The 23,470-nt window shown below is 41.8% G+C and carries 19 protein-coding genes, 2 pseudogenes and 2 other annotated features; of the genes and pseudogenes, 3 read left to right on the plus strand and 18 right to left on the minus strand.

Features of this window, described 5'->3' with window-relative positions; translation table 11 throughout:
- Positions 1 to 57: 57 nt before the first annotated feature.
- From comFA to degS, 4 genes are all read right to left on the minus strand, one after another.
- The gene (comFA, locus tag BSU_35470) at positions 58 to 1,449 is read right to left on the minus strand and encodes an ATP-dependent helicase competence protein (RefSeq protein ID NP_391427.1); all 1,392 of its coding nucleotides are present in this window, start codon (positions 1,447 to 1,449) and stop codon (positions 58 to 60) included.
- 105 nt (positions 1,450 to 1,554) lie between these two features.
- On the minus strand, positions 1,555 to 2,400 hold the full coding sequence (fakBA, locus tag BSU_35480; RefSeq protein ID NP_391428.1) for a fatty acid kinase fatty acid binding subunit A: 846 nt from the start codon (positions 2,398 to 2,400) through the stop codon (positions 1,555 to 1,557).
- Positions 2,401 to 2,497: 97 nt separating this feature from the next.
- Complete coding sequence (degU, locus tag BSU_35490; RefSeq protein NP_391429.1) at positions 2,498 to 3,187, minus strand: two-component response regulator; 690 nt, start codon at positions 3,185 to 3,187, stop codon at positions 2,498 to 2,500.
- An 82-nt stretch (positions 3,188 to 3,269) separates the two neighbouring features.
- Positions 3,270 to 4,427, minus strand: a complete 1,158-nt coding sequence (gene degS / locus BSU_35500) for a two-component sensor histidine kinase [DegU] (RefSeq protein NP_391430.1) — start codon at positions 4,425 to 4,427, stop codon at positions 3,270 to 3,272.
- Positions 4,428 to 4,643: 216 nt separating this feature from the next.
- Here degS and yvyE point away from each other — a divergent pair, with 216 nt between their 5' ends.
- Positions 4,644 to 5,297, plus strand: a complete 654-nt coding sequence (gene yvyE, locus BSU_35510) for a putative translation regulator (protein NP_391431.1) — start codon at positions 4,644 to 4,646, stop codon at positions 5,295 to 5,297.
- On the plus strand, positions 5,297 to 6,472 hold the full coding sequence (gene tagV / locus BSU_35520; RefSeq protein ID NP_391432.1) for a teichoic acid-peptidoglycan tethering enzyme (LCP component) with transcription regulator domain: 1,176 nt from the start codon (positions 5,297 to 5,299) through the stop codon (positions 6,470 to 6,472). Before yvyE ends, tagV begins: the two co-directional genes overlap by 1 nt.
- Positions 6,473 to 6,544: 72 nt before the next feature.
- Here tagV and tagO read toward each other — a convergent pair whose 3' ends face one another.
- From tagO to lytA, 13 genes and pseudogenes are all read right to left on the minus strand, one after another.
- Complete coding sequence (tagO, locus tag BSU_35530) at positions 6,545 to 7,621, minus strand: UDP-N-acetylglucosamine:undecaprenyl-P N-acetylglucosaminyl-1-P transferase (RefSeq protein NP_391433.1); 1,077 nt, start codon at positions 7,619 to 7,621, stop codon at positions 6,545 to 6,547.
- A 144-nt stretch (positions 7,622 to 7,765) separates the two neighbouring features.
- Complete coding sequence (tuaH, locus tag BSU_35540) at positions 7,766 to 8,959, minus strand: putative glycosyltransferase (teichuronic acid) (RefSeq protein ID NP_391434.1); 1,194 nt, start codon at positions 8,957 to 8,959, stop codon at positions 7,766 to 7,768.
- 28 nt (positions 8,960 to 8,987) lie between these two features.
- Positions 8,988 to 9,746 carry a putative glycosyltransferase (teichuronic acid) gene (gene tuaG, locus BSU_35550; protein NP_391435.1) on the minus strand — a complete coding sequence of 253 codons (759 nt, stop codon included), beginning with the start codon at positions 9,744 to 9,746 and terminating at the stop codon, positions 8,988 to 8,990.
- Between the two features lie 23 nt (positions 9,747 to 9,769).
- Positions 9,770 to 10,450 (minus strand): putative hydrolase involved in teichuronic acid synthesis, encoded by a 681-nt coding sequence (gene tuaF / locus BSU_35560; protein ID NP_391436.1) that lies wholly within the window; start codon positions 10,448 to 10,450, stop codon positions 9,770 to 9,772.
- 28 nt (positions 10,451 to 10,478) lie between these two features.
- Positions 10,479 to 11,945 carry a putative polymerase of teichuronic acid repeating units gene (tuaE, locus tag BSU_35570; RefSeq protein ID NP_391437.1) on the minus strand — a complete coding sequence of 489 codons (1,467 nt, stop codon included), beginning with the start codon at positions 11,943 to 11,945 and terminating at the stop codon, positions 10,479 to 10,481.
- An 84-nt stretch (positions 11,946 to 12,029) separates the two neighbouring features.
- Positions 12,030 to 13,415, minus strand: a complete 1,386-nt coding sequence (gene tuaD / locus BSU_35580) for a UDP-glucose 6-dehydrogenase (teichuronic acid) (protein NP_391438.1) — start codon at positions 13,413 to 13,415, stop codon at positions 12,030 to 12,032.
- A 61-nt stretch (positions 13,416 to 13,476) separates the two neighbouring features.
- Positions 13,477 to 14,646 carry a putative glycosyltransferase (teichuronic acid) gene (tuaC, locus tag BSU_35590; protein NP_391439.1) on the minus strand — a complete coding sequence of 390 codons (1,170 nt, stop codon included), beginning with the start codon at positions 14,644 to 14,646 and terminating at the stop codon, positions 13,477 to 13,479.
- A complete protein-coding gene (gene tuaB / locus BSU_35600) occupies positions 14,643 to 16,094 on the minus strand; it encodes a putative exporter involved in biosynthesis of teichuronic acid (protein ID NP_391440.1) in 1,452 nt (483 codons plus the stop codon). Before tuaB ends, tuaC begins: the two co-directional genes overlap by 4 nt.
- Before the next feature lie 55 nt (positions 16,095 to 16,149).
- Positions 16,150 to 16,299, minus strand: a sequence feature (Evidence 5: Unknown function; PubMedId: 7704262, 26284661; Product type e: enzyme).
- A pseudogene (gene tuaAc / locus BSU_35609) lies at positions 16,150 to 16,299 on the minus strand. (Overlaps the previous feature by 150 nt.)
- Positions 16,298 to 16,783 (minus strand) — a sequence feature (Evidence 5: Unknown function; PubMedId : 10048024, 11994144, 26284661; Product type e: enzyme). Its footprint overlaps the pseudogene before it by 2 nt.
- Positions 16,298 to 16,783 (minus strand): annotated as a pseudogene (gene tuaAn, locus BSU_35610). (Overlaps the previous feature by 486 nt.) The pseudogenes tuaAc and tuaAn overlap by 2 nt, the downstream one beginning before the upstream one ends.
- A gap of 226 nt (positions 16,784 to 17,009) precedes the next feature.
- Entirely contained in the window at positions 17,010 to 18,500 is a 1,491-nt protein-coding gene (gene lytC / locus BSU_35620) for an N-acetylmuramoyl-L-alanine amidase (major autolysin) (RefSeq protein NP_391442.1), read from the minus strand.
- Between the two features lie 38 nt (positions 18,501 to 18,538).
- Positions 18,539 to 20,656 (minus strand): modifier of major autolysin amidase LytC, encoded by a 2,118-nt coding sequence (gene lytB, locus BSU_35630; protein NP_391443.1) that lies wholly within the window; start codon positions 20,654 to 20,656, stop codon positions 18,539 to 18,541.
- A 23-nt stretch (positions 20,657 to 20,679) separates the two neighbouring features.
- Positions 20,680 to 20,988: a membrane bound lipoprotein gene (gene lytA, locus BSU_35640; RefSeq protein NP_391444.1), complete on the minus strand. Its 309-nt coding sequence runs from the start codon at positions 20,986 to 20,988 to the stop codon at positions 20,680 to 20,682.
- A gap of 183 nt (positions 20,989 to 21,171) precedes the next feature.
- On the opposite strand from lytA, the gene tagU reads away from it, so the two are divergent.
- On the plus strand, positions 21,172 to 22,092 hold the full coding sequence (gene tagU / locus BSU_35650; protein NP_391445.1) for a teichoic acid-peptidoglycan tethering enzyme (LCP component) with transcription regulator domain of major autolysin expression: 921 nt from the start codon (positions 21,172 to 21,174) through the stop codon (positions 22,090 to 22,092).
- Positions 22,093 to 22,131: 39 nt separating this feature from the next.
- On the opposite strand, the gene mnaA is transcribed toward tagU, so the two are convergent.
- The gene (mnaA, locus tag BSU_35660; RefSeq protein ID NP_391446.1) at positions 22,132 to 23,274 is read right to left on the minus strand and encodes a UDP-N-acetylmannosamine 2-epimerase; all 1,143 of its coding nucleotides are present in this window, start codon (positions 23,272 to 23,274) and stop codon (positions 22,132 to 22,134) included.
- Between the last annotated feature and the right edge of the window lie 196 nt (positions 23,275 to 23,470).

A 23,470-nucleotide genomic window follows, 5' to 3' on the forward strand; every position in this document is an offset into this window, starting at 1 on the left:
TTACAGCTCCTCATCATCGGTTATATGAGTATACTGTACCACGTTTTCAAATAATGGCTAGTCTGTACATTCAACTTTTGCTGCCAATTCATTCATTTCTTTTATATGCTTTCTTGCATCGAGCATACTCTTTGTTTTGCCGAAGTGAAAGTAAATGACATCGCCGTCCGCATATTCTTTATGCCGGCCGGTTCTTCCTGCAATTTGAACAAGTGCGCTTTCCGTAAAGATAGACGATTCCGCTCCTAGTACACCCGTTTGCACCTTGGGGACTGTGACGCCTCTTTCCAGTATTGTTGTTGTGATTAATAGATCGAGCTGACCATCTCTGAATTGCTGCACTTTCTCCTTTCTATGCTTGTCTTCCGCGTGCACAGATGCGGTTCGGCAATGAACACCTTTAAAGCACGCAGCAGCCTTTTCCAGAATAGAAACGGAAGGAACGAATAAAAAAACAGGCCTCCCTTCTTTTACATGAAACTCTATCCATCTTTTCACCGCTGGCGGAATTTTATTTCGGTTTAATTTCTTCTTCCAGTTTCCACACCATACAAAGCGCGGTTCGGGTAAAGGTTTCCGGTGGTGTCTTGCGGGGATGCGAACTGAATGTAACTGTCCGTTCAGTGCTTTTCTTTTTAATTCTTTAGGAGGTGTTGCACTTAAATAAACGAGGGTGCTGTTTTTCTTTCTTGCTTTTTGAACAGCGAATTGAAGGGTTTGATCAGCAGAATATGGAAAAGCGTCAACTTCATCAATGATCATAACATCGATTGCATCTTTATATCGCAAAAGCTGATGCGTAGTGGAAATCATAAGCGGAGATAGCCGCCCTTTGTCATCGCTTCCTCCGTAAAGCGCTGAAATGTCAGCACCCTGAAAGGCAGCCTTGAGTCTTGGAGCAAGCTCTAATACAACATCGGTGCGAGGTGTTGCAATACATACACGCAGTCCTTGATTTAACGCTGATTCTATACCAGGAAACAGCATTTCTGTTTTGCCAGCGCCGCAAACCGCCCAGATGAGGAGCTCTTCTTTTTTTGATATTGCTTCAATTAAAACATTGGCGGCTTTTTGCTGTCCGCTTGAAAGCTTGCCATCCCATGTCAGCTTAATAGACTTCCAGTTTGATTCATTTTCCTCTTTCCATGAATATAAAGGAACCTCCTCACTCACTCTGCCCATCATGACACAGGAACGGCAATACAGCTTATTCTTTCCAGATGAGTGATAAAAAGAAAAATACCGCTGATCAGTTTGTCCGCACCTATTACATCTATATCTCCGTTTATTTATGGATATAGAATTTTCAGCAGTGATATATCCATTCTTGATATGCCATTCAATCATCTCATCGGAAAATGAGAGCTCAGTCCTGAGCAAATGACGGCTTCGAAGCGTCTGCTGCAATTCTTTTGAAAAGGAACTGTTTTTTTCAACTGGCACATTCACATAGCACGCCTCCTTTCGAAACAGTATGCCTGAATGAATATTTTCTGTCCAACTATTAAAATAAGAATATAAAAAAATCTCCGCTCTAAAAACGGAGATTTGGCCTTATTTAAAACACCAGCAAATTCCTAACGCACCTTCACCCAAATGAGTGCCGATTACCGCGCCAAAATAGCTGTTATAAAATTCAACATGAGGATATTTTGCAGAAAGCTCTTCAATGATTTTCGCTGCTTCTTCCTCTCGATTAGCGTGGATAACAGCAGCTCGCATAGGCAACCCTTTACTCGCATCTTCGTCTAAAAGCTCATAAATTCGCGAAATTGCTTTTTTACGTGTGCGAATCTTCTCAAAAGGCACAATTACCTTATTGTCAAAATGAAGGATAGGCTTTACCTTTAGAAGACTACCAATGAAGGCTTGGGCGCTGCTTAATCGCCCGCCGCGCTGAAGATGGGCTAAGTCATCTACCATAAAATAAGCTCGAACTGTTTTTTTCATTTCTTCCAGTTCTTTTATAATATCTTCCGGCGATGATGCTCCGTTTTTGATTAATTCAGCAGCTTTAAGGGCATAAAAGCCTTGAGCCAAGCAGCTGATCTCTGAGTCAAATGGATACACATCAATATTGTCGACCATCGAATCAGCCGCTGCTGCACTGCTGAATGTTCCGCTGATCCCGCTGGAAAGATGGATACTGATAACCGCATCATAAGACTTGCCAAGCTCTTCATACAACGCAACCAGCTCGCCGATTGGCGGCTGAGAAGTCGTCGGGAGCTCATTATGTTTTTTCACTTCTTCATAAAAGCTTTTCCAGTCCAACTCAATTTCTTCACGGTAAGTCTCCTCCCTAAAAACAACCTGGAGAGGGATCATATGTATCTGATGTTGTTCACGCATTTCTTTCGGAATATATGCCGTGCTGTCTGTTACGACTGCAATATTCATAGCTTCGATACCTGCCTTATTGCTTTATAACTCTATTGTAAGGGAAACGGCAGCCTAAAAAAAGACCTGCCTAGTAAAAGGCAAGTCTCCTATTATACTATCTCATTTCTACCCAGCCATTTTTAATGGCGACCACAACGGCTTGCGTCCGGTCGTTTACATTCATTTTTTGTAAAATATTGCTGACATGGTTTTTAACGGTTTTCTCACTGATAAACAATGATTCACCAATACCGCGGTTGCTTTTTCCGTCTGCAAGCATCTGCAGCACTTCACATTCCCGCCTAGTTAAAATATGTAATGGTCTGCGGATTTCAGGGTAAACCTCATGTTGAGGGTGTGCAGAAACTCCGCTTGTTGCAAGGCGGCGGAATTCGTTAACGAGGTTGTGAGTAACCTTCGGATGGAGGTAAGATCCGCCCTCAGCCACTACTTTAACCGCTTCAATTAATGTATCAGCATCCATCTCTTTCAGCAGATAACCTCTTGCACCTGTTTTCAGGGCATGTGTTACATAATTTTCGTCATCGTGAATTGATAGAATAATTACTTTAGATTCAGGATACAGCTCTACAAGCTGTTTTGTAGCTTCCACACCATTTACGTTTGGCATATTGATATCCATGATCACAACATCAGGATGATAGTGCTCAACAATACGAGCCGCTTCGTCCCCGTCATCACCTTCGGCTACCACTTCAAAGGTAGGTTCAAAATCCAATATCCGTTTAACACCTTCACGAAATAACTGATGGTCGTCGATAATAACAATGTTTACTTTAGTCACAAGCCACGCCTCCTTGTATTATTGTTCTATATACTCTAGCATTCGGTCAATATGCCTTTTGGCTCTATTTTACAAATCATAGTCAAAGAGATAACGGAACCTTAATCATAATAAATGTCCCAAGACCTATTTTCGAATCTATTGTCATCGTTCCTTCCAATAAATCTACTCTTTCTTTCATGCCCAGCAAGCCGAATGATTTGTTTTTCTTCTCTTTCGCTTCCTTCAGGTCGAACCCTTTACCGTTATCTTTTATCATTAAAATCACAAAATCCTTTGTGATCTCAACTTTGACTGTAATTTCTTCAGATTCAGAATGCTTTAGCGCATTAGACACAGCTTCCTGTGCGAGCCTGAAGAGCGCAACCTCAAACTGAGGCGCTAGCCTCTGATCCTCTGTTTCTCCAATGCACTGAAAATGTATTTTGACCTTCCCGTTATATTCCTCGGTTGTATATAGATATTTTCTTAAAGTTGGAATCAGGCCTAGGTCATCAAGGGCCATCGGTCTTAAATCATATATAATCCTTCTCACTTCGTAAAGGGCATTCCGAACATTTTGGCGGAGATTTTTAATTTCTTGGAATCCGTCCTCTGCGCCCCGGTCACGGAAAATCCGCTCGATTAATTCCGATCTCATCATAACATTCGCCAGCATTTGAGCGGGTCCGTCATGGATTTCTCTTGAGACTCTTTTTCGCTCTTCTTCCTGCGCCTCAATAATTCTTAAGCCGAAATCCTGTTTTGCCTGAGCATCAGCAAGAAGCAGTCCAACTTCGCGCAAATCCTGATTCAAGTAGTTGAGCACAACTGTAATTTGGCTTACTAATGATTCTGACCGCTCAATGATTTCCTGAAGCCCTAGCAATCTGCGCTCCAAATCGTCCCGCCGTTCGCGCAATTGCTTCTCACGCTGCTGGATCATCGTCAATTCTACCTGCAGCTTATGGGCTTTTTCATAAGCATTGCGGATTTCCTCTTCACTGAATCTATGAAAATTACGGCTGACCTCGGATAAACGGTTTCTCGCATGGCGAGTTTGCACTTCAAGTTTATCGCCAAGCTCAATCACTTCATACACCTGCTGTTTAATTTGTTTCAGTTCTTCGACCAGCTGTTCATACTGCTGGCGTGACTGCTCCCCGATTTGAAAAACCTCGTCCTTGCTCCCGTCAACGGTTTTCAGCATCTTCATCAAAATAGAATCCAGCACTTTGGAATCCATCTTTGTTTTATTCATAATTTCCCTCCGTCACGGCGTTGTCATATATTTTTATTATAAATGTAATTGATCTGCAAATTATGTCGAATTATAATGAAAGAATGCGTATATTCTAGAAAAAAACATTTTTATATACTATCTACTCTTTATGATACCAAAATACGCACAAAAATTCTAAAGACTGTACGAATTTGTATAGGCAGTCTTTTATGCTTAGCAGGAGGGTCAGCTAGCATGCTGCACAGCTATTTTACTGTGAAAGAAGCGGGAGAACACGAGATTGTTATAGAAAAATCGCGTTTTATCTGTCATTTAAGCCGTGTTTCTACCGAACAAGAGGCACAGGAATTTATACAGAAAATAAAGAAACAGCACTGGAATGCGACTCATAATTGCTCGGCTTATGTTATTGGCGAGAATGATCATATCCAAAAAGCCAATGATGACGGGGAACCAAGCGGTACAGCGGGAGTGCCGATGCTCGAGGTTTTAAAAAAACGCAGGCTGAAGGATACTTGCGCCGTCGTTACACGCTACTTCGGAGGCATTAAGCTTGGTGCTGGCGGATTAATTCGCGCTTATGGGAAATCAGTGTCTGAAGGATTAAATCATATAGGTGTTGTAGAACGGAAGCTTATGCGAATCATGCATACTTCTGCAGATTACACATGGCTTGGCAAGATTGAAAATGAATTAAGGGAGTCACAATTTCTGTTAAAGGAAATCCATTATTCAGAAAATGTTGAATTCGAAACATACGTGGAAGAAAAAGAAACCAACGCTTTTTCTGAATGGATGACAGAACTGACAAATGGAAAGAGTGATATTAAAGAGGGAGAGTTGACGTATCTTGAAAAAGCCGTCAATCACATAAAGGAGACTGAATAATGGCTGAACGCGTTAGAGTGCGTGTGCGAAAAAAGAAAAAGAGCAAACGTAGGAAAATTTTAAAAAGAATAATGTTATTGTTCGCCCTTGCACTATTGGTAGTTGTAGGGCTTGGCGGGTATAAACTTTATAAAACCATTAACGCTGCGGATGAATCGTACGATGCCCTATCCCGCGGGAATAAATCAAATCTTCGCAACGAAGTTGTAGACATGAAGAAAAAACCATTTTCTATTTTATTTATGGGAATAGAGGATTACGCGACTAAAGGACAAAAAGGGAGATCAGACTCTCTTATTGTTGTTACCCTGGATCCCAAAAATAAAACCATGAAAATGCTGAGCATTCCGCGTGACACACGTGTGCAATTAGCTGGTGACACAACGGGAAGCAAGACGAAGATCAATGCCGCTTACAGCAAAGGCGGTAAAGATGAAACAGTTGAAACTGTTGAAAACTTCTTGCAAATCCCGATCGATAAATATGTCACAGTTGATTTTGACGGATTTAAAGATGTGATTAATGAAGTCGGCGGTATTGATGTTGACGTGCCTTTCGATTTCGATGAAAAAAGTGATGTAGACGAAAGCAAACGGATTTACTTCAAAAAAGGCGAGATGCATTTGAACGGCGAAGAAGCCTTAGCATATGCCCGGATGAGAAAACAGGATAAACGCGGAGACTTTGGCCGTAATGACAGACAAAAACAAATCTTAAACGCGCTGATTGACCGCATGTCAAGTGCAAGCAACATTGCTAAAATTGATAAAATCGCAGAAAAAGCCAGCGAAAACGTTGAAACCAATATTCGCATTACTGAAGGTTTAGCGCTTCAGCAGATTTACAGCGGCTTTACCAGCAAAAAAATCGACACATTGAGCATTACAGGTTCTGATTTGTATTTAGGGCCTAACAACACATATTACTTTGAACCTGATGCTACAAATCTCGAGAAAGTCAGAAAAACGCTTCAAGAGCATTTAGATTATACTCCTGATACAAGCACTGGCACTTCCGGTACCGAAGACGGGACTGACAGCTCAAGCAGTTCTGGCAGCACTGGCAGCACTGGCACAACAACTGACGGGACGACGAACGGAAGCAGCTATTCGAATGACAGCAGCACAAGCTCAAACAACAGTACAACGAATTCAACAACTGATTCATCCTATTAAAAAATGCCCGGTCCTTTTAGAGGATCGGGCATTTTTGCGCAGAAAAAAACTCCGGCACATAAGCCGGAGTTTTTAATTCCTTTTCACCAGCCGTTTATAAAACTTTGTAAACGGCTTAAATTTTTCATTCACGAGTCCTGTCACTTCTGCTATGATTTGCATAAAAATAATCAAAATGAAGATAATAAACAAAGAAAGCCAAATTGTGGCACTTTTAAGTACAATCGCACTGATACTGAAAATAAATCCAATTAAATAAATAACTAAGACCGACATCCGATGTGAAAGGCCAAAGGCCATCAGTCTATGGTGAATATGCGACTTATCAGGCGCTGAAATCGGCTGTTTGTTTAATATTCTTCTGATGATAGCAAATGTTGTATCAAAAATCGGTACGCCTAATATAATAATCGGGATAACGATACTGAACAATGTGACACTTTTATACAGGCCTAATAATGAAAGAATCGAGATACTATACCCTAAAAACAGTGATCCCGTATCTCCCATAAAGATTTTTGCCGGATGGAAGTTGTAAAACAAAAACCCCAGCGTGCTGGCAATAACGACTAATGAGAGTGACAGAATGAGCACTTTTCCGCCGGATAGCGCCATGACAGCAATCGTTGACAGGCCGATAACAGAAAGACCGGCAGCAAGGCCATCCAATCCATCAATCAGGTTAATTGCGTTCGTGATGCCGACAATCCATAATACCGTCAGCGGATAAGCCATCCATCCTAACTCAAATCGTTCTGTTAAAAAAGGTACTGAGAAAAAGTCCATTTTTAAGCCAGTGCTTACAATCATAATGGCTACACCTAATTGAATCAAAAACTTAACTTTTGCACTTAATTGATATTTATCGTCAAGAATACCTAACACAATAATGATGAATGCTCCGACTGTAATTGCCGTCATCCTTGTTTCTGTGTAAATACCGGATGCAAGCACGCCTGCAACCACCCCGATAAATATGGCCAGCCCGCCCATGCGGGGCATGATTTTGTCATGTACTTTTCGATTGCTGGGCTGGTCAACTGCACCTATTTTAATCGCAATCCTTTTTACGATTGGGGTTATGATTAAAACTGTCAGCAGCGAGACAATAAACGCAACAACAATGCGAATCATGCGTTCGTCAAGCATAAAGAAGTCTCCTTTGGAATTAAATGAAGTCTTTATTTATATAGAGAACCGTTCCTTCCATTATACCTTCTCCTTAGTTATTATAACAAGCTTCATCAAAAAGAAACACGTATAATCAAAAAACGCGCATCCCAATTTATAGGACTACGCATGTTTTTGAATCCCTGTATATTTCATAATTTGTCTAAATAAGCAATTCCAATCTTGTGTCCGGGCGATGTTTCGGCGCATTTCTTTATAGGTCTCGTCTCCGTTTTGACCGAGAACTTTTTCACAAGCGGCTATAAAATCAATCGGATGATCGCCCTCTACATATTCGTATACATACGGCTTTTGCATTTTTGAGGTTGACGGAAGATTAGTGCCTACAACAGGTTTTCCTGCCGCTAAAAATTCAAATAGTTTCAGCGGAAACACAGCTTGATTATACGGTGATTGTTTATATGGCATAATGCCAATGTCGATAAGCTCCATATAATGAGGCACTTCTTTTGGATCTGCCGGACCGGTCCATATGACATTGGGAAGCCTCAGCAGCTCTTGAAACGAAACATCACCATTGGTGGCATCCGGGCCAACCCATAAAAATGTCCAATCAGGCTTTTGCAGTGCCGCTTCTTTAATCATTTTAAAATCGAGCTTCGGTTTAATCCCGCCAATAAAACCTAACACTATTCCTTCTCTCCCCTGCAGTATACTGCGATCGGGAGCTTGTTTATTTGCAGAAAACAGCTCATACTCCACACCGTTTTCCACAGTATGAACCTTTTCTCGTCCTGCAGTCAGTTTTTTGTCTACTTCCTTGTGAAGATAATCTGATGAACAGGTTATTGAATCTGCTCGTTGTATAATTCTCAGCTCTGCCGATTTAATGACTTTTCGCCGGAATTCAGACAGCAGATTTGATCGGCCGCTGATCGGCGCAGCCCATAGGTCACTGCAGTCATAAATGACCTGATCCCAAGAATACAGCGAAGACAGCAGCGGGAATCCGGGAAACGTGTACCATAAACAGCAGCGTTCACCGTTTGCAGAAGCAGGTGTAAGCTCATCGAGTAATGGGGAGAGCTTATGTCTGTAAAAGACATCTGTATATCGTCCGAAACGAAACATTTTTTTCTGCAGCAGGTCTTTGACAGCGAATTGCCTGATGCCAGAATGGACTTCCTGAAACTCTTTCCCTTGGGCACGCGGAGCCGGACATACCCAAATAACTTCCTTCGTTTCCTCCTGAGCAGCTAAAAATTCTGCCAGCCGGTGCCTTCTGTATCTCAATTGGTCTTTTCCCCATTCAGCAGTGGCAACGATGACATGAATGATTGCTTCTTTTGTTTCCACCTTCATCACCTTTTCTCTCTGTTTGCAGCTATAATCTTTTTTTCACCGCGTTTTTTGCATATTGAACAAAACACCATGTTGCTTTCATAAAATGAAGCCGTTCGATCTCCCTGTAGACAAACCACGTTTTTTTCGCAGCCTTCCATTTGTTGCTGGAAATTGAATTATTGACAAGCCGATATTCAGCCAGGCATTCATTCATTCCATAGGCAGTAAATCCTTTTTTTAAAAGAGACAGCCATGTGGCTAAGTCCTGTCTCGTTCTGATATTCGGCATTTGGATCTGTCCCGTTTGCTCCCTGTCAATCATCACCGTCAAGCAGCCGATAATTGTATTTTTCAGGGCGTCATCGTACGTCAGGCTTTCCGGCGCATGAATAAATTTATCGAGCGGGGTCCCGTCCTGCGCCATTAAGCTGTAGCCCGTGAAAGAGAACGCACAGGAGCGCTCCATCATAAACTCAAGCTGCTTTTCCAGTTTGTCTTTTTTCCATTTGTCATCACTGTCCAAAAATGCTACGTAGCGCCCTTGAGCGCGTTCCAACGCTTTGTTGCGAGCAACCGCAGCTCCGGAGTTCTCTTCCAGATACACCACATGAATTCTTTCGTCTATTTTTTCATACTGCTGTAAAATGTCGCGGGTCCCATCCGTTGAGCAATCATCCACGATAATCATTTCCCAATGAGGATGGCTCTGATCTAATACCGAATGAACCGTGTCTTCAATATAGTCACGCGCATTATAGGAAGGTGTAATGACAGATACGAGAGGTTTCCAATTGGTCATGATCACATCTCCATCGTATGATTTTAAAAGGATTCTCTGAAAAATTCAGGAATGACAACGAACATAAAGGCAATCGTAAGGCCAATCATAACGCCGAGAACTGCTTTCTTTTTCGGAGACATACCGCCGCCTGCTGTCTCACTTACGGTTTCGGAATCAGTAACACTTGCCGCTTTCAGGTTAAGCTGTGTGTTTTTGAGTTCATATAAAAATCTCTCTTTATCCACTTTGGAATCCTCGCTCACCGACTCGCCTTCAAGCGCGTCTATGCTGCTGCGGATGACGGCTTCTCTTTCTGCATACAGCTTTTGATCGTTTTTGAGGAAGGTGGAGGATATGGCGTTTAAGACAGATTCCGTTCTATCCTTATCCTCGTCACTATAGCTTAAAGTCAGTAACGATTTGGATTCCGTATTGATTGTAAGCTTCTCTTTGATCTCTGCTACATCTTCATCCTTTTCATCAGGAAGCGCCTCCTTCAAAAAGGAGTCGCTCTTTAATAGAAGCGGAATCTCTTCTGTGCTGTTATAAACCGGATGATCATAGCTCCCCACAGCCAAAGTATCTTCAGCTGTATAGCTCTTTTGATCAGCGATCTGTGACGGCAGGATATACCCCGCCGCACCTAATATAATTGGCACCGCTATGATCCAAATGATATTTTTTTTTATGCGACGGGCTATTCTTATCAATATATCGTTCATATAAGTCTCCCTGCTTTTTGTAGTCTGTTTATCTGTACATCGGCTCAGGCATTTGTCTGGATCGCCTTAACACATTCACGGCGGCGATGACGAGCGCCATAAACACCCAATGGAAAAATAAATTTGAAACAGAGCTTGGGCTGATACTTGATACCAGGAAACTGACCATAGCGGTAATAAGTCCTTCTGTGATCAGTTTTGACTGATTTTCTAATTTTCTTTCATAAAACTTGTAAAGCACCCATATGAGGTAGGCATAAACGGACAAATATCCCAGCATGATGAACAAACCAAAATTAGCAAGAATTTCAACAAGCCAGTTATGCACCTCTGCCACATTGTCAGTATCATATACAGCATAATGCTCAAGATAATAGGATACATTTCCTGCCCCGACTCCGAATCCGTATGAATCAAGGAAAAAATGCCAAGCGTTTTTCAGCAGATTTGCCCGAGCCACATTTGATGGAAGCCTGTCATGAAATGAATGCAGCGTCTGCGGGGCCAGAAACAGCTCCCAAAACTTTGAATAGATTTTGCTGGCGAAAAGAACTGCGAAAAGAGCAATTCCCGCCGCCGACAGCCATATAGCCATTCTCTTTAAAACAGGCGGCAATACAATGAAGATGTAGACAGCAATACCTGCAAAAATGCCCAGAAGGCTGGCTCTTGAACCAGTGGCAAAAATTAAATACAACGCACAGAGCGAGAGCACAAGGCCAATTGCCTTGATGTATCCATTCTTAATGTTTTTCATCATCGTGATGTAAAAAAAGAAGCTGATGGATAAAAAGGTCGCAAAGTCATTTTGATTAAAAAAGACCGATGTCGGATAATGCTGCTTGTACTCCGGTCCGCTGTACAATGTGGAACTCGCAAGATGATGGTGGGTGATATGATTGTAAAAACCAATGATCATCAGAAATACCGTCATCACCAGCCAAATGGCATAAACAATCATCAGCCGCTCCATTTTTTGCACGTACATGACAATAAGATAAATGAAGAAGATCCCCATTGCCAATAAGGCTAAATACTTGAGGCCAACTGTTACCGACTTGGCCCACAGCAGAGAAACAAGGCCATATATAAACCAAAAGGCGAAAAAGAGTAAAATCCCTTTTACTTGCAGCCCATGCCATCTTTCAATATGGGTTCGATTCCGAACCATGCCGAAAATATGAAGGCAACCCGCTGCAATGAGCAGAAGCCGGTAAAGGAACAAACTGAAAAATCCAAGATGAATGGCAAAAAATGCATTATTTAAAAAAGTGCAGGCGATCAAAATATAGATTACAGCCATAAAGAGCCGTTCTTTTGTTGTAAATGCGGTTGCAAGCGTCAGTAAAAACAGGCCAATTGCCAACACCGCAAGCACAGCAGCCATCTGCATGAAACCTATATCTTTATGGATGGCTCCCAGCAATAGGACGACTCCAAATATAGCAGCGGCCAGTAACGCTAGCGTATGGACCGCTGATCGTTTGATACTCACATGTTTAACCCCTTTCCTGATGTTTCAGGAGCCGGCGGCCGAGCCTAGCAGCCGGCAGCTTCAACCAAGTAACACTTTTTCTTTTTATAAATTGACGCTTCCCAAGTCTTTAGCCAATTCTTCAAGCGGCAAGCCCGGAAAATACTTGTCAGAGGGTTCCGTTCCCCGAACAGCGGGACGGCCGATAGAGTGATAAATGTATCCGGCTGCCTGCATCTCTTCAAGTGAAAATAAATTTCTGCCGTCAATGATGACTGGCTGTTTTAAGAGGGTTTTCACTTTTACAAGCTCCATTTCTTTCACTTCCGGCCAATCCGTTAAAATCAGGCATGCATCAGTGTCTTCCATCGCAGCATACACATCTGTGTAATACTCGACCTGTTCGCCAAGGATCGCTGAAGCTTCAGGAATAGCAATCGGATCGTATGCTTTTACATGGGCGCCCAGCTGCTGCAGCATTGGGATAATATCAAGCGCTGGAGCGGATCTCACATCGTTCGTATTCGGTTTGAAGGCTAATCCCAGGACTGAAATGGTTCTCCCTTTGACGCTTCCCATAACAGTCAAAAGTTTATCTACAATATGAACACGCTGCTTTTCGTTCGTTTCAATGACAGCTTCGATGAGCTTGAATGGATAGCCTGCCGATTTTGCGATTTGAAGCAGCGCGGTTGTATCCTTTGGAAAACATGAACCGCCGAATCCAATACCAGCTTTAAGGAACTTTCTGCCGATACGGCTGTCAAGACCAACACCATCAGCAACTTTTGAAACGTCTGCGCCGACTCGCTCACAAATGTTTGCGATATCGTTGATAAAGGAAATCTTTGTCGCCAGAAATGCATTCGCGGCGTATTTAATCATTTCTGCACTTTCTAGGTTTGTTTTAATGACAGGAGCATGGAATGGCTGATGAAGTTCCTCAATGATGGCAGCGGCTTTATGACTTGTTGAACCAATCACGGCACGCTCCATATTCATCGTGTCATGAATCGCTGACCCTTCCCGAAGGAATTCAGGGTTAGATACAACATCAAATGAGTATCTCCCCTTTGAGGCTTTTTGAACGATAGATTGCACCAGTTTCCCTGTTCCAACCGGGACTGTGCTTTTATTTACGATCACTTTGTAGCCGTTAAGATGCTCACCGATTGTTTTCGCCGCCGCTTTGACGTACGTTAAATCAGCTTCACCTGTTTTGGACATAGGCGTTCCGACTGCAATATAAATAATATCTGAGGCCCGAATGGCAGACGGGATATCGTTCGTAAAGGTCAGGCGCTGATCCAGCACATTTTTTTCAACTAAGTCTGCAAGCCCTGGTTCATAGATTGGGATTACCCCATTTTTCAGGCTTCTGATTTTTGATTCATCGATATCACAGCAAACAACTTTATTGCCGATCTCCGCAAAGCAAGTGCCTGATACGAGTCCTACATAACCTGTTCCAATGACAGCTATTTTTTTCACAGCGCTCAACCCTCTCCTGTAAAATGATCTTCCAATTTATAATGGTCGCAGTGTCTTACGATTAAACGGACGTTTTCGTGACCGTCTGATACTGATGATGCAAGGCCTTGGCGTTTTTTCCTGCGTCAAATTGAGCCTGCACGGTTTCATACAAGTCATCTGCTACTTCCGGCTTCCATATTTGCTCATGTTCGTACCGAGTGATCGCTTCCGCCAAGGCTTGAGCGGATTTCGGTTTAATCAGCAGATGTTGGTGCTTTCCGAATAAAGACGACACTCCGCCAACATCCGTACAAATAACAGGAACCCTTAGCGCCAGCGCCTCAATCACAACAGTCGGCATCCCCTCACTGTAAGAAGGAAGTACGAATAGATCTGCCGCAAGTAAATAGTCTCTTACCTGATGATTCGGGACTTGGCCTGTGACGATATGCCCCTTCTGCGTCAGCGTCGATTTTGCGGGACCATCCCCGACAAAGACTGCCTTAGGAGAGTCCTGCAGCGATTCGATCGCTTCAGACAGTTCAAAAATGCCTTTCTCTCTGACCAGCCGGCCGACATAGACAGCCAGACGCTGATCGAGCGGGAGTCCGAGTCTTTTTCTGATTTCCTCTTTCGTCTCCTCATTCCCCTGAAAACGGCTGAGCTGTATGCCGATTGGCAAAACCGAGCTGTCAAAGCCCGAAAGCTTTTTGGCTTCTTCCTGAAGCTTGTGGCTGACTGCTAAAACAACTGACGCAGAACCTACGGCACGCTTGAAGGCTTTAAACGCACCTTTGCTGTAATGCGGATAGACATTCACATCACTGCCATGCAAGGTCAGGACATAAGGAATTTGCGCTGACTCTGACACGACTGCCGCAGCCCCGCCCGATGGCATGGCAAAATGCGCATGGATCAGATCCGGATATAGGTCGCGCTGTTTCATTGTTTTTAAAACGGCTGATGCGATTCTCCGATGAGGCTGCGCCCACTTCAGCTGGCCGGGAACTGCCCGATAGAAAGGCCGGTAAACCGGTATCCCCTTTCTAATCTCATACTCCGGTCTGACATCCTTTTTTCGATATGTCTTTTTCAGCATGCGGACAGGTGCTGAATGAAAAGGCCGTGGGCATATCACAGTGATATCAAGCCCGAGTTTTTGCAGCTCTTGCACCTGTGTCTCATGAAACACACCCTCTCCGGGTTTCATACTGCTCGGATATACGCTTGTGATCCACAAAATCTTCATGACAAACGTCCTTTTCTTAGTAGTTTGCTTTTCGTTTGAGGGTACGCTTTTACCAAAAGAAAGAGATAGCACAGCGCCCCAGCCGCAACTGAAATGGCCAGCCGCATTTCTGCCTGCATACTGAAGTGTTCGGTACTGAGGCTTACACCAAACGCGATGATGCCCATCGCCGCAGTAATCAGAAATGGCTTCATAATCGACTGGAAATAAGCTGAAAGGTTAAGCTTGATGACATATGCCAAAAGCCAGCGCCCAATCAGGAAATTAACAACGCTGATAATGGCATACACCCATGCGACTGTCAGCAGGCTTCCCGTCTGTACAGCTGCAAACAGTGATAATCCGTACAGCAGCAGCACGCCGGAATCCCAATAAAACGCTAAGTCAGCTCTTCCTTTAGCCAGCAACACAGATCCATTTGGATTCATGAGCACTCTTAGTATTCCGACAATCGCAAGAACATTTAGGATCGGAACAGCAGCAAGCCATTTTTCTCCGAAAACCGCTGTGATAAAGGCGTCTGACACAGACACGAGCCCGATTAACAGCGGAAACGAAACAAGCGCCAGCATTTTTGTCATATTCAGAAAGCCTTCTCTGATCACGCTGTTTTCATATTTGTTTTTTGCGAAAATAGGGAATGCCACCCGTGTGACAATCGGATTGATCTTCAAAACCGGAATGGTGACAATCTGATAAGCGAGGTTATAAATCCCCAATGCTTCAGCACCAATAAACCGGCCGATCAAAATCATGTCGATATTTGCTCCCAGCCTGTTCACAAGACGGGATGAAAGCTGAAAGGCTCCAAAAGAAAAGAAATCCTTCATGCCTCTCAAATCAAAAACAAAAGCAGGATGCCACTTTTTTCGGTATACAGCCCAATATAAAATCCCTTTACTGGACTGCAGCAGGACTTGAGAAATCACGTACGCCAAAATCGCATCCATCATAAAAACCGCTATCGCTAAATATCCGAATGACAATACATTTGAAAAAATCTCTATTTTGCTTAACGTATTAAAATGCAGCTGCTTTTGCAGCATATACTGATATTGCTGTCCAATTGGCGCGATCAAAAACATAATCGCCAGAATCCGAACCAGAAACACCAGCTCTTCTCTTTGATAAAATCCCGCAATGACAGGACTGCTCACATATAAAAGAACAAACAGCAAAACGCCCGTCATAATGTTAAGCCAATACAATGTTGACAGCTGGCGCTCCGTCGCGTCGTCTCTCTGAATTAATGCTGCGCCAAAACCCATATCGAGCACAATCTGGGCGAAAACTGTAACCGTTGTGATCATGCCGACAAGCCCAAATTCTGTTAAGGTCATCATATTTCCAAGCAGGGCAAACTGAACAATTTGTATGATTGTAATACACATGGTTGAAATACTTGTCCACTTTGCACCGCTCATGATTTGTTTTGTAATACTTGGCATCATATTCCCTACTTCTTTTTAAGCTCAGATTGATGGTGAATAATGGAATCCCGTTTTATCTTGCACCATCACCCGTCCAAACTACTTTACAAGTTTTTAACATAATTTTTAATTCTAAAGTGAAAGTCAGATTGCGAATGTAATATAAATCAAATATCAGCTTTTCCTTCGGCGTCATATCGTAACCGCCGTTCACCTGAGCCCAGACGCTGTGTAAAGCCTGGAATCTCATTCTGGAATTTTTCCGTAAATACGGGCCGTTCCGGACGAGGGCCAATCATACTCATATCGCCTTTCAGCACATTAAACAGCTGAGGAAGCTCGTCAATTCTCGTTCTTCTGATAAAAGCTCCGATCCTTGTCACCCGCGGATCTTGCTTCTGTGCCCAAACCGCCCCAGACTTCTCGGCATCTATTTTCATGGAACGAAGCTTATAAAGCTTAAATGGCTTCCCGCCTTTCCCTACGCGTTCCTGCGTATAAATGGCAGGCCCCGGCGTCTCCAAACAAATCAAAATTGAAAATACCGCAATCATTGGCAGCGCAATCGCCAATCCAATGAGCGCAAACCAAATATCCATTACGCGCTTTATTGCCAAATAACGAGCCGTCTTTTCAGATAATGTAAAAGAATGTATTTGTTGAACTGAGAATTCACGACTCACATTCATGCTTTTCTCTGCACTCACTGACACACACCTCACGATTTGTTTGGGATGTTATGATGACCTATGCCAGTCAGTTTAGCAGACGGATGTTAATTGGATGTAAATGGTATGTTAAGAAGTGTGAATTACGTGTTTTTTCTGATAAATGTTGTTAATACTCTTTTACTATTTTATATACAAGTCCTATTTGTTTTAATCATTTCATATAAAAAAGAGACAAATCTGTGATTAGATTTGTCTCTTTCGATTATCTGTAATAAGATACTGTGCCGTCATGAATAGCTTGTGCAGCTTTATCTTTATAAACCGCTTGCTTCAATTTACTTGCATCTGATGCATTAGTGATAAAGGCAGTTTCAACTAAAACACTCGGCATTTTAGAATATTTAATAACATAGAAAGCAGCTGTTTTTACTCCCCGGTCTCTCGTTCCAAGATTAGCCGCTAACTTTGGTTGAATTTGTTCAGCCAGTCTCTTGCTATTTGCAGCTTGATATGTTGTATCGTAGTACGTCTCACTTCCATTTGGTGATGAGCTATCATTAGCATTTGCATGTATACTGAGAAATAAATCTGCTTGTGCAGAAGCTGCTTTATTTACTCTCTCCTGTAAAGAATAAAAAGTATCATTAGATCTTGACAGTACTGGAAGAGCACCTGAAGCATTTAGCTTTGTATTGACTCTTTTCGCTATATCAAGGTTGACTTCTTTCTCAAGGAGTCCATTGCCGATTGCTCCTGAATCTTGATCACCGTGACCCGGATCAATAAAGATTGTTTCACCTACAACTGGATTCTTTAGCTGATTAGCAACCTTTGTGCTTACGGCAGGAGTGTTTCCGATAATCATAAAGTTTGACATGTTTTTACTTCCAATAATTTTACGGGCTCCTGTAGATAAATTTTCACCATTTGTAAGAATAAGAGATTGCTTCTTCTTAGCTGCCAGTGTAGCTCCTGCAATAGAGTCAGGGTAGCTGAATCCATTGCTTACATATACGGTGCTTGTTGATAAATTAAGTTTTTGTACGATATTTGCAGCAAGCTCATATCTGTTTGAACCGCTAATTCTTGTAGGAGAAGGTAACTTGTTGTATACCGTATTGCTGATACTTCCAGTGCCTCCTACAACAACGGTACTCGAAATTCCCTTATCTTTTATCACAGACGTAGTCGCACTATTTATAGATGTTTTATTTGTAAAAAGAATTGGATACCCGTTTTTCGCTGCATAAGGGATGACGGCCGGAGCGTCTGCATATAAGAAGCCGTTCAAAATAACAGCTTTTGAAGTCGCACCCATCGCTTTTGCCACCCGTGCAGCCGTATCATAACGGTTGCTTCCTGCAATTCGTTTAATACTTATCCCCAAGCTTTTAATCTGGTTAGCAGTGTTAGAAGAAACAGCAGGTGTTCCGCCTACAATAATTACATTTTTAGTCTGCATCTCTTTCAATCTTGTTTTCGTTTCATATGAAAGCTTATCAGAATTAGTGTAAAGCAATGGCGCATTCTTCTGGTAAGCAAGAGGTGCTGCTGAAATAGCATCTGCATAGGAACTCCCACCAACAATTACAGCTGTACTTGCTGTTGAATACATTTGCTTTGATATTTGTACAGCAGTGCCGTATCTATTGCTTCCCCCAACTCTTTTCACTGAGTTATCGGCCAAAGCTGTTGGCACAAAAAGTATGAGCCCCAGAAAACACATTGTTAGGACTTTTATATAAGAACGCAATTGATTTCCTCCTTAAATGGCGTTATATCCTAAAATAATCAATAACTTGTCAGAGTTGTACCTGGATAGTAAAATTTCAAAATTGAACTATATGAATCTCCAGCTTCTGCTCTTGCTTTTGCTCCATATTGACTCATTCCGATCCCGTGACCATATCCTTTACCGCTGATTGTGTACTTTGAAGTATCTTTTTTTACAGTCACATAAGTACTTTTAAATACAGTCGCTCCAATCATTGTTCTTAACTCACTTGTTGGTACACTAATGGTTGTAATTTTGCTCAAGTTATAGGAGCCAGTACTGCTTTTAACAAAATACTTCACTTTCATCGATGCTGTTTTTGCACGCTGCCCTTGTGTCGTTCCACTAAAGCTTAAATCGTCAATACTTGCAATTTTGACAGAATCAGCGCTTGTTTCTTTATTTTTCAAGATCCAGTTCTTAACTCCGGAAAGTCTTGCAGAATCAGTTTCAGTCGCTGAAGACCACCAAGAAGAAGGCTTCGTTAAGTCCAAAGATTTCGTATCTAGCTGTTGTTTTGACAAAGTAAGCGTCCAGCCTATTTGAGGATCCTTTGTATCTTTTTTTGCAATCAAGTAAGGTACACTTGACGACCACACTTCATTACTAGCTTCTGTGTAACCACCATTACTGGAAGAATAAGCTGCAGTTATAAGAGATCCATTATATTTCAGAACTTTCCCCTTCGTTTGCTCTACCGCTTTATTGGTATTCGAATTCCAACTGTAGCCACCATAAACTTGAAAAGCGGTTGTATCAGGTACAGTAGTTCCTGTTTTTGTTATTGAGTAGGTTCTTGCAGCGACAGTCTGTGCTTTAAGAGCCTCAAGTGACCAGCTAGCAGGCATTTCATTCGGAATTACTCCTTTTAAGTAATCCTCAAATGGAATATTCTCATTTACCGGTCGGATATATTTAGTAGACTCAATAGAGAAATTAACCGTGCCAAGATACTGCTTTCCATCAAGACTAATTCTGTTTGAAGTAGAATAGTTTTCTGGTTTAATTCTTAGGGAGTTTCCGTAAGTTTTGATGTTTTCAAGGTTTAATTTTCCGCTGTTGATTTTTAGATTATAGGTGCCACCGTCAGCTAAATAAAATTCATCAGCAAGTGAATTCTCAACTTCAGCAGAAATTGAACTGGTACTTCCAATAAAGTCGTATGCATATGTGGCTTTATCTTTCGTTATACTTTTAGCCGCAGCCGGAACGCTATCTTGTTTAACAAATAAAATTTGGCTGTTTTTCTTCGAGGCAAGCGAAGCGCCTATCAATACGTCTGCATATTTTGTCCCGTTCGTCATTACGACTTTATCAGCCTTCAACTTTAGTTGCTTAATTATATTTGCCGTAAGTTCATATCTGGTTGATCCAGGAATCCTTTGCACAGTTGAAGTTTTTTTAATTTGGTTTTCTACACTATCACTGACGCTAAATGAACTGCCTATAATGATGACTTGTTTTGGCAAATCATAATCCGGAAGCTTGTCTTTCTCTGTAAGCAAAATAGGGTATCCGTGTGCTGCTGCATATGGAGCAATGGCTAAAGCGTCTTGAAATACTCTTCCGGTTACAACGATCGCTTTATCATAGCTGCCCATTTGCTTTGCAATATTTTCTGATAAGACATATCTATTTTTTCCGCTTATCCTTTTCACAGCGCCATATGATTTCAGCTTGTTTTCTACGTCTTTTGAAATGCTTCGCGCTCCCCCAATGATTAAAATATTATCAGGGTTAAACTTAGCAATTTGTCTTTCAGTAGTTTTTGTTAACGTGTCAGGCTGAGTAAATAAAACTGGTGCGTTCAGTTTTTTCGCCAATGGAATAACAGGCAATGCATCAATAAAAATATCTCGGTTCACCAATATCACTGTATTAGGATTTTTCCACTGGCTGTTGGATGCAAGAGTCGCAGTTTCGTATCGTGAAGCGCCTGCAAAACGATCCGTAACAGCAACATTATCTCCAGTTACTTTATAAAATCCTGTTGGCGATAGACTGATGCTAGATTTATTTCCAATATAATTTAACAATTTAACTGAGATGTTTGAGTCTGCTGCAAAAGAAACTGATGGAATCAATAATAAGATTGCAGCAAGTGAACACACTATCAATTGTTTGCAAGATTTCAAAATTTCAGGTTCCTCCCTATATCTTAGTTGGCACGTTCAATATCTTTTAACAGAAGCTGACCCTCATCATTTTTTTCATATGTAATCGTGACCTTATCTCCACTGTTAAACTTATCAAGATCACTTGTCGATTCTTCAGTGATATCAAGACTAACCGGCTCATTATCTACTGTTACTTCTATTGTATGAGTATCAGCTAACCCTACATAAGTACCTTCTTTTGTTTCAATGTTACTGTCTGGCGATACATCTTCACCTTGACTCTTTTGACTATTAACCCCGCAACCCGAAAGAAGCAATATAAAGAACAGTAAAGCAATAAATTTTTTCATTTTTTTCACCTCATTATATTTTATCGTCAACCTATTTTATATTTTAAAGAAAAATTAAGAAACAATGAAACTTTTTTTTATAAAAAACGACTATTTTAGGATTTCATTCTTGTATTAAATAGAGTTGTATTTATTGGAAATTTAACTCATAATGAAAGTAATTTAACAGACGAGGTGCAAAGGATGAGAAACGAACGCAGAAAAAAGAAAAAAACTTTATTACTGACAATTTTAACGATAATCGGACTTCTTGTACTCGGAACTGGCGGCTATGCATACTACTTATGGCATAAAGCAGCTTCAACCGTGGCAAGTATTCATGAAAGCATTGATAAATCTAAAAAGAGGGATAAAGAGGTCAGTATCAATAAAAAAGATCCTTTTTCCGTCTTAATCATGGGTGTGGATGAACGCGACGGCGATAAGGGCCGTGCCGATACGCTCATTTATATGACCGTTAACCCAAAAACGAATACAACCGACATGGTCAGCATTCCGCGTGACACGTATACAAAAATTATCGGAAAAGGCACAATGGATAAAATCAACCATTCATACGCTTTCGGCGGCACACAGATGACGGTAGACACTGTTGAGAACTTCCTCGATGTTCCGGTTGATTATTTTGTGAAAGTGAACATGGAAAGCTTTAGAGACGTTGTTGATACACTTGGCGGCATTACAGTTAACAGCACATTCGCGTTCAGTTATGACGGTTATTCGTTCGGCAAAGGAGAAATCACGCTGAACGGAAAAGAAGCGCTCGCTTATACCCGGATGAGAAAAGAAGATCCGAGAGGCGACTTCGGACGCCAGGACCGCCAGCGCCAAGTCATCCAAGGTATTATTAATAAAGGCGCTAATATTTCTTCCATCACGAAATTCGGAGATATGTTTAAAGTTGTTGAAAATAATGTGAAAACGAACTTGACCTTCGATAACATGTGGGATATCCAGTCCGATTACAAAGGTGCGCGGAAACATATTAAACAGCACGAACTAAAAGGTACAGGCACGAAAATCAATGGAATTTACTACTACCAAGCTGATGAAAGCGCCCTTTCCGATATTACAAAAGAGCTGAAGGAAAGCCTCGAAAAGTAAAACAAAAAGAAGCTTCGCACAATGTGCAAAGCTTCTTTTTTATTTGCCTGTAAATGAATCCGGTTGTTCTTTTCGATACCCGTAATGAAACAGCAATTCTTCCACAATCCGGCGGGAAGCCTCTCCATCTCCATACGGATTAGAAGCCTGGGACATTTTCTTGTACTCATCAGGATCAGTTAACAGCTGTTTTGCAAGCTGATAAATGTTTTCCTCATCCGTACCTGCAAGTTTCAGCGTTCCCGCTTCCACTCCTTCAGGCCGTTCCGTCGTATCACGCAGAACAAGAACCGGTTTCCCGAGAGATGGGGCTTCCTCCTGCACGCCGCCCGAATCGGTCAATATAAAATGCGATTTCGCTGCAAAGTTATGGAAATCGATCACCTCTAAAGGTTCAATCAGATGCACTCTGTCAGAATCACCAAAATGCTTATGAGCCGCTTCCCGGACAACAGGATTCAGGTGCACAGGGTAAACGACTTGTACATCTTCAAATTCCCCTACAATTCTGCGGATGGCCTTAAACATGTTTTCCATTGGCTCACCCAAATTTTCCCGGCGGTGAGCGGTCAAGAGAATCATTTTATCCTCACCCACCTGATCGAGAACAGGATGTGAGTAACCATCCCTAACCGTTGTGTTGAGTGCGTCAATCGCTGTATTGCCCGTTACAAAAATAGAGTCGGCCTTTTTGTTTTCTTTTAATAAATTGTCTTTCGCCTGGCCTGTCGGAGCAAAATGCAAATCAGCAATCGCCCCTGTCATCTGTCGATTGAGCTCTTCCGGAAACGGGGAATACTTATTCCCTGTACGGAGCCCCGCCTCCACATGACCGACAGCAATTTGATGGTAAAAAGCGGCTAGGCTTCCGGCAAACGTCGTCGTCGTATCACCATGGACAAGCACAATATCGGGTTTGATATCTTTAAACAACTCATCCAATCTTACAAGTGCGTTAGACGTAATCTCTGCCAGTGTCTGCCGCTCCTTCATAATGTTCAAATCGAAGTCAGGCTTGATGTGAAACGCATCTAACACCTGATCGAGCATCTGTCTGTGCTGTGCAGTTACCGTTACATAGGAATCTATTTCAGGATATTTTTTCAATTCAAGCACAAGCGGTGCCATCTTGATCGCTTCAGGCCTGGTCCCGAAAACGGTCATCACTTTTAGTTTTTTCATATTTGTCACCTGGTTTTCTGCTATAGTAAATAAATTCATACTACATATTCTACATGAAAATGCATCATTTTAAATCATTTCATTCTTGATTCAAATAAAATGATATAAGTTTTAATATTAAGGATAAAGCTTGTTTAAAAATGGTTTATCCGATATCATAAAAATGTGTAAAAACATATTGAAAAGGGTAAATAGA

The organism is Bacillus subtilis subsp. subtilis str. 168, assembly GCF_000009045.1.
Lineage (GTDB): Bacteria > Bacillota > Bacilli > Bacillales > Bacillaceae > Bacillus > Bacillus subtilis.

Excerpts from the sequence above, each read along its gene's own strand:
- degS (NP_391430.1), bottom strand. The coding sequence starts at position 4,427 with ATGAATAAAACAAAGATGGATTCCAAAGTGCTGGATTCTATTTTGATG.
- lytA (NP_391444.1), bottom strand. The coding sequence starts at position 20,988 with ATGAAAAAATTTATTGCTTTACTGTTCTTTATATTGCTTCTTTCGGGT.
- tuaB (NP_391440.1), bottom strand. The coding sequence starts at position 16,094 with ATGCCAAGTATTACAAAACAAATCATGAGCGGTGCAAAGTGGACAAGT.
- tagO (NP_391433.1), bottom strand. The coding sequence starts at position 7,621 with ATGCTTGACGAACGCATGATTCGCATTGTTGTTGCGTTTATTGTCTCG.
- tuaC (NP_391439.1), bottom strand. The coding sequence starts at position 14,646 with ATGAAGATTTTGTGGATCACAAGCGTATATCCGAGCAGTATGAAACCC.
- fakBA (NP_391428.1), bottom strand. The coding sequence starts at position 2,400 with ATGAATATTGCAGTCGTAACAGACAGCACGGCATATATTCCGAAAGAA.
- yvyE (NP_391431.1), top strand. The coding sequence starts at position 4,644 with ATGCTGCACAGCTATTTTACTGTGAAAGAAGCGGGAGAACACGAGATT.
- tuaF (NP_391436.1), bottom strand. The coding sequence starts at position 10,450 with ATGAACGATATATTGATAAGAATAGCCCGTCGCATAAAAAAAAATATC.
- mnaA (NP_391446.1), bottom strand. The coding sequence starts at position 23,274 with ATGAAAAAACTAAAAGTGATGACCGTTTTCGGGACCAGGCCTGAAGCG.
- tagU (NP_391445.1), top strand. The coding sequence starts at position 21,172 with ATGAGAAACGAACGCAGAAAAAAGAAAAAAACTTTATTACTGACAATT.
- tagV (NP_391432.1), top strand. The coding sequence starts at position 5,297 with ATGGCTGAACGCGTTAGAGTGCGTGTGCGAAAAAAGAAAAAGAGCAAA.
- tuaG (NP_391435.1), bottom strand. The coding sequence starts at position 9,746 with ATGACCAATTGGAAACCTCTCGTATCTGTCATTACACCTTCCTATAAT.